Source organism: Brevundimonas sp. UBA5936, assembly GCA_002430835.1.
Taxonomy (GTDB): domain Bacteria; phylum Pseudomonadota; class Alphaproteobacteria; order Caulobacterales; family Caulobacteraceae; genus Brevundimonas.
Window position 1 is genome coordinate 1 of sequence record DJDA01000007.1, and the last position, 5,852, is coordinate 5,852.

Below are 5,852 nucleotides of genomic sequence, written 5' to 3' on the forward strand. Positions count from 1 at the left end.
GTCGACTACGGCTGGGGCAGTCGGGTAAGGCGTGTCGCGAGGGTGCTCGTGAACACCGCGCACGAAGGCGGTCAGGGCGCGGTCGATCCGGCCCGTCTCGATCGGAGAGAGGGCGCTCAGCCGCTCGGCGACCGCCTGGCCGGTCTGGGCGGCCAGCACGCGCATGTCGCCGCCGACCACCGCCCCGCCCTGCTGACCCTGCTCGGCCCAGACCTGGGACAGGGCCACGCCGCGATCCACACTGTCCGCCGGATCGGGCAGAACCGCGCCGGCCAGTTCGGCCATCGCCTGAACGGCGGCGCCGACGGCCAATGCGCGGCTGTCGGCAGAAGACGCCCCGGCGGAAACCGCCGAGGCGCCGTTCGCGCCGGAGATGGCGCTGGGTTCAGTCATGCGTTCAGCGGCCGTCCAGCATGTTCAGGGCGTCGCGACGCTCGTCCTCGAACCGCTGGGCCACGCCCGCCTGAACATCGGCGCGCGAGCTGGAGAAGTAGGCCAGTTCGCCGTTGCCGTCGCGACGGCCGCGCTCGTCATAGACGGCGTTGATCAGCGCCCGATCATAATCCGGGCTGGAAGCGTCGATCCCCTGGCGCTCGACCGCCGCCATGGCGCGGGTGACGACCGCCGTGTTCGGGCCGTGATGGACCGAGGTCGACCACACCACGTCCTGAAGCGCATGCGAGCGGCTGGAGACGTCCAGGCCCGCATTCTCGATCCGGGCGGATTGCACGTCATAGTGGGTGCGCTCGATGAAGGCGTGCTGCGCGGCCTGGAAGGCTTCCGGCTCGCGCGCGGCGATGGCGCGCCAGGTGTCGGAGAAGGCGCGCGTGCCCGCCGCCACCCCGCCGAACTCATCGGCCCAGCGCGCCCCGTCGGCGGCCAGGAACTCCTGCGGCCGGTTGCGGTTCACCGCCAGCTGATAGGAGCCGTAGGACACCCCGCCGGGATCGCCCGAGCCGGACGACACCGTGCCGGGCCCGCGCCCGCCGGTCTCATAGCGCGCCGACAGCGCGCCCAGGTTCGGATTGACGCCTTCCTGCGCCGTCGCGGGCGTCGCTTCAGCGGCGGGTTCGGAAACCGGCGCCGCCGTCTCGGGCGCCGCGCCGTTCAGACGGATCTGCTGACCGACCTGAATCAGCGACGGATTGGCGATGCCGTTGTCCGCCGCCAGCTCGCGCCAACTCATCCCGTATTGCTGGGCGATGCCCGACAGGGTGTCGCCCCCGCGCACAGTATGAACGGCGGCCGCCTCGGCCTGCGCGGCGCCTCGCCCCTCCCCCGCGCCGACCGGCAGCGTCACGGTCTGGCCGGGATGGATCAGGTTCGGATTGGTGATCTGACGGTTCGCCGCCAGCAGGTCGCCGACGCTGACGCCATAGCGTTCGGCGATCCCGGACAGGGTCTCGCCCGCCCGAACTGTGTGGGCGGGCGCGGCGTCGCGCGCCCCGACGGCGGCGGACAGGCTGGTGGCGGAGGAAGCGGCAAGAGACATGGGTCGGCTCCAGAAGACGCGGTGATCCGTGCAGCCATTCTGCTGTCTGTTCGTGCGTCTGAAATCTGGGGGCTTTCCCTAGCGGCGCCGTTCGCAGGCGGCCCGGCATAGGGGGTGTCCCTAGCTAAGGACGCCCCCAGCTTATGCCGCCGCCGTCCCGACCATAGGCTCGCTCCAGTATTCGCTCGCATCGTGCAGGAGCCGGTCATGACCGTCACGCCTCTTTCGCCGTCCGTCGACACCCGCGTCCTGGCCTCGCCCGTCAGCGGCCCCGTCGCTGGATCGCCCTCGACCAACCGGGTCGATCAGGCGCTGGACACGATCCGCGACCGCCTAGACGAAGGCTTCTTCAACGACGTCTCCCAGGGCGACCTTCGGGACATCAACGCCACGCTGAACGGCCTGACGGCGGAAGAGCGCAACGCCGTCGTCTCCGAACTGTCCGACGACGAACTGAACAAGTGGACGGACGAGCTCGACAACTCCGGCTTCCTCGGCATGGGCGGCGGGTTGAACGTGGACGAGCGCCGCGACCTGCACACGACGCTGGGCGGCTCGCTGGACGCGACCCAGCTGGAGCGCGTCTACAACGCCTATGACAACCGCGAGCAGAAGATCGAGCTGGCGCAGGGCGTCGCCGCCCACGCGACGTCCGACGTAAAGACCGACTTCATCGCCGCCTTGGCGCCTCAGACGACCGAGGCCGACGGCATGGGCGGCGTGATGATTTCCGACATGGGCGACACCGAAGGCCTGGCGGTGGCTCATGTGCTGGGCAGCCTGGGCGGCAACGCCTCCGCGCTCAGCACCGCCTATGCATCTTTGAACGACACCCAGCTGTCGGCCGTTTTCGAGGCCGGAACCCAGCAGACCATGTACGCGAACATGCAAGGCGGCGTGCCGACCTACAGCTATGACGCCGGGCCGTTGGCCGCCGCCGTCGACGCCGCCGCCACCAGCCCCGACGCCGAGCTGAAGGCGCGGGTGTTCGAACTGGCGGGGCGCCAGATGGCCAGCGTCTCAGGCGCCAACGGCGTGCTGACGCCCTCGCTCGGGACCGGCGACGCCGCCGACGAAATCCGCGCCAGCATGGAGGGCTTGCTGAAGTCCGACATCAACGGCGTGGTCGACGCGCTGGAGCAGGAATATCAGGCCGGCAAGGGCATGACCGCCTTCCTGCAGGAGACCCTGGGTCAGGACGGCGGCGCCGACACCATCCGCGGCCTGGTCGACCAGCTGGCGCGCGGCAATGATCTGAAGGGCGACATGCTGCAACGCTTCACCGCCCCGACGCAGCAGGACGGCGGCGTCTTCTACCCAGCCGCCGAGCGCATGGGCTACTTCTCCGGCGCCCTGCATGAAGCCTTCGAGGGCGTGAACAAGGGCGCGGCCGAGAACGTCGAGACTCTGAAGACCATCTTCGGCTTCGCGACCGGCAAGCTGCCGGGGCCGGGCGTCAGCGACGCGACCGGCTGGCTGAGCGACCAGGTCTTCGACACGGCCCTGAGCCAGTATCAGAGCGGTCAGGCCGATCTATTCGAGAGCATTGTGGCCCTGACCACCCCGACCGGCGCGGACGGCCGCCGCCCCTATGACGGCCCTGCCGAAGTCAGCTACAACGAGGGCTGGGAGTCCGTGACGCGGATCCCCCTGAACTGATCCTCAGAGTCTGGCCGCGCCCGGAGGGAAAGGACGCGGCCTTGCTTGCCCCCCGTTGGCTTCCAATCCTGGCGACCCTGACCATGCTGACCGCCTGCGACTCCTCCCCCGAGACGCCTGAAACCACGCCCTCCGCCGCCGTCACGACCGAGAGCTTCATCGCGGCCGCCGCCCGGATTGATGCGACGTCCCTGCTCGCCCTGTCCGGCGCCGTGGACGCCGACCCTTCGGGCGTCGCGAACCAGCTTCAGAGCGGCCTCGGCGGTCGCCGCGCCTTGCAGGCCTACGCCGCGGCCATGCTGGAGAACGGCGAAGGCGGGCGTCTGGGACGCCAATGGGCGACGCTGACGGCCGATGTCCCCGCCCTGTCCGCCTCTGAACAGAAGGACGGTGGCGTCTGGCATCCCCGCGCCGAGGACGCCGGCTTCTTCACCGGCGGTATCGCCGCCGCGTTGTCGCAAAACCCCAAGGCCCTGCCCGACTTCGCTCAAGGCGCAGGCGTCGCCCCGCCCGCTCCCGGCCAGGACGTCGCTGAATGGCTGTCAGCGCGCGTCGACGCCTTGCCTCGCCCCGCCCGCGCCGCCTTCGACCAGGCCCTGCACGCAGGCGCGGTGCGTTAAGACCCCAGTCTAGGGAAGACCTCTAGGGAAGACCTCTAGGGAAGACCCTAGCAGCGCGGTTCGGCGAGCAGCGATAGGGTGACTGCATAGGATCGGGAGGCGACCATGCAGATCGACCGGATCGGCGCGACATCGTTCCAACCTCAGACGACGCCCACGGCGGCGCGCTTCGACGATGATCCGCGCGTCGCCCTGGACTGGGCGCCGCCGCCCGCCGCGCCGGTTCCGGCTCAGGCTGCGGCCGCCCCCGCCCGTTCGGACAATGTCGTCGATCTGGACGCCGCGCGCACGCATCTGGCGCTGTCGGCCGACGTCTATAACGACACCCCCTCGCCGCCGGACGGCTGGCGCGTGGCCGGACCGGACGACCTGGACCGCTTGCGGCTGACGCCCGACCTGCTGGAGCGCGCCGATTCCGAGTTCCGCGCTCGCGTCTATGTCAGCAACGAGGGCGGCCAGACCCGCTACGTCGTCGCCTTCCGCGGCTCCCAGGCGGGCGAGGACTGGCTCAACAACGGCCAGCAGGCGCTGGGCCTGTCCTCCGAGCACTATGACAAGGCCCTGCGCATCGGCCAGCGGCTGGCAGCCGTCGAGGCGGACGTCACCCTGACCGGCCACTCGCTGGGCGGCGGCATGGCCTCGGCCGCGTCCCTGGCGTCGGGCCATGACGCGGACACCTTCAACGCCTCCGGCCTGCACGCCTCGACGATCGAGGCCGCCCAGGCGGGCGGGCGCCCGACGCCCAACATCGACGCCTTCTACCTCAAGGGCGATCCGCTCAGCCTGCTGCAGGACGGCGGCGACCGCATCATCCTCGGAGGCCTGGGAGCGGTTCTGCTCGGCCCGCTCGGCGGCGTGGCCGCCGGATGGGCGGGCGACGCGCCCGAGGCTGTCGGCGACCGCATCCCCGTGTCCCCCACCCCGCCCAAGGACCAGTCCTGGTGGAATTGGACGCCCGGCGCCCTGCACGGCGTCGAATGGTTCCAGTCCAGCCTGGACGCCATGCGATAAGGCGGCGGAACGGCCTCGACCCACAGTCCGTTCAACGCCAAGATGCGCCTCTTCACGCCAATCCTTCTCGCTGGAGTTCTGATGAGCGGTTGCGACGCCCGCGCCGACGGTTTTGTCGTTGGCACCGTCCTGCCCTCCCCGGCCAGCGTGGCCGCGTTGGGCCGGGACGGCCATTCCACCCGCGACATGGTCGAGGCGGTCCGCGACGGCGACCTGGCGAAGGCCCGCCGCCTGCTGGACGCCGATCCCGCCCTGGCCCGCATCGGCGACGGCCGGAATCTGGATCTTCTGACCCTGGCCGTTGCGCGCGACGACCGGCCCATGGTCAGCCTGCTGCTGGAAAAGGGCGCCCCGCCCGACGGCCCGAACGGCGAGACCCCGCTCAGCCTGGCCCTGCGCGCCCGCGAGCCCTGGCACGCCCAGACCCTGCTTCAGGCAGGCGCCTCGCCAGATCCGGTCGCGCCCGACGCCTTCTGGCCGCTGGACGAGGCTATCGCCCTGAACTCGCTCGGCGCGGTGCGTCTGCTGCTGGATCACGGGGCCGACGTGAACCGGGCCGACCGCACCGGCGGCACGCCGTTGGAAGCCGCCGTCGCCATGCGCAACTATCGGATCGCCGAACTTCTGCTGGAACGCGGCGCCGATCCCTGGGCGGTCGGCGTCAACGGCGACACCATCGCCGCCGCCCTGAACGCCCCCGTCCGCCCCGCCGAACCCGTCGAGGCCCAGGCCGAAGCGCGCGTCAAAGCCCGCATGACCGCCGCCGGCTGGCGCTTCCCCCCGCCCTCTGCCCAGGCCGTGCGCGCCGACGTCCTGGCCGGCCGCTGGCCCCCCGCAGGCGCTCAGGGCGGCCGTCCGCCCTCCCCCGAACTGGTGCGACAAATGCGAGAACTGTGGCCCGAGTAATGCCTCGCCGCATCGCCGCCCGTTTCGCACCCGAAAAAATTATCGCACCGCACACGATCGTTGGGTGAATTATTACGCTATATTGCGATAAATTGACATTTACGATCTTTATCGTGGTAGACAAGCGCTAAAATTGGAATAATATTTGCACACATCGCCGTCGC

At 70.3% G+C, this 5,852-nt stretch carries 6 protein-coding genes; 4 read left to right on the forward strand and 2 right to left on the reverse strand.

Annotated features, from left to right (window positions below):
- Positions 1-393, reverse strand: a 393-nt coding sequence (locus B2Y21_RS00595) for a hypothetical protein (RefSeq protein ID WP_292055944.1), incomplete at its 3' end; no start/stop codon positions are given.
- A gap of 4 nt (positions 394-397) precedes the next feature.
- Positions 398-1,492 (reverse strand): LysM peptidoglycan-binding domain-containing protein, encoded by a 1,095-nt coding sequence (locus B2Y21_RS00600; protein ID WP_292055946.1) that lies wholly within the window; start codon positions 1,490-1,492, stop codon positions 398-400.
- Between the two features lie 207 nt (positions 1,493-1,699).
- On the opposite strand from B2Y21_RS00600, the gene B2Y21_RS00605 reads away from it, so the two are divergent.
- The 4 genes from B2Y21_RS00605 to B2Y21_RS00620 all read left to right on the forward strand — a co-directional run bounded on the left by B2Y21_RS00605 (position 1,700) and on the right by B2Y21_RS00620 (position 5,688).
- The gene (locus tag B2Y21_RS00605; RefSeq protein ID WP_292055948.1) at positions 1,700-3,151 is read left to right on the forward strand and encodes a hypothetical protein; all 1,452 of its coding nucleotides are present in this window, start codon (positions 1,700-1,702) and stop codon (positions 3,149-3,151) included.
- 41 nt (positions 3,152-3,192) lie between these two features.
- Entirely contained in the window at positions 3,193-3,771 is a 579-nt protein-coding gene (locus tag B2Y21_RS00610) for a hypothetical protein (RefSeq protein WP_292055950.1), read from the forward strand.
- Positions 3,772-3,876: 105 nt separating this feature from the next.
- Complete coding sequence (locus B2Y21_RS00615; RefSeq protein ID WP_292055952.1) at positions 3,877-4,782, forward strand: hypothetical protein; 906 nt, start codon at positions 3,877-3,879, stop codon at positions 4,780-4,782.
- 81 nt (positions 4,783-4,863) lie between these two features.
- Positions 4,864-5,688, forward strand: coding sequence for an ankyrin repeat domain-containing protein (locus B2Y21_RS00620; protein WP_292055954.1), 825 nt, complete (start codon positions 4,864-4,866; stop codon positions 5,686-5,688).
- Positions 5,689-5,852: the final 164 nt, after the last annotated feature.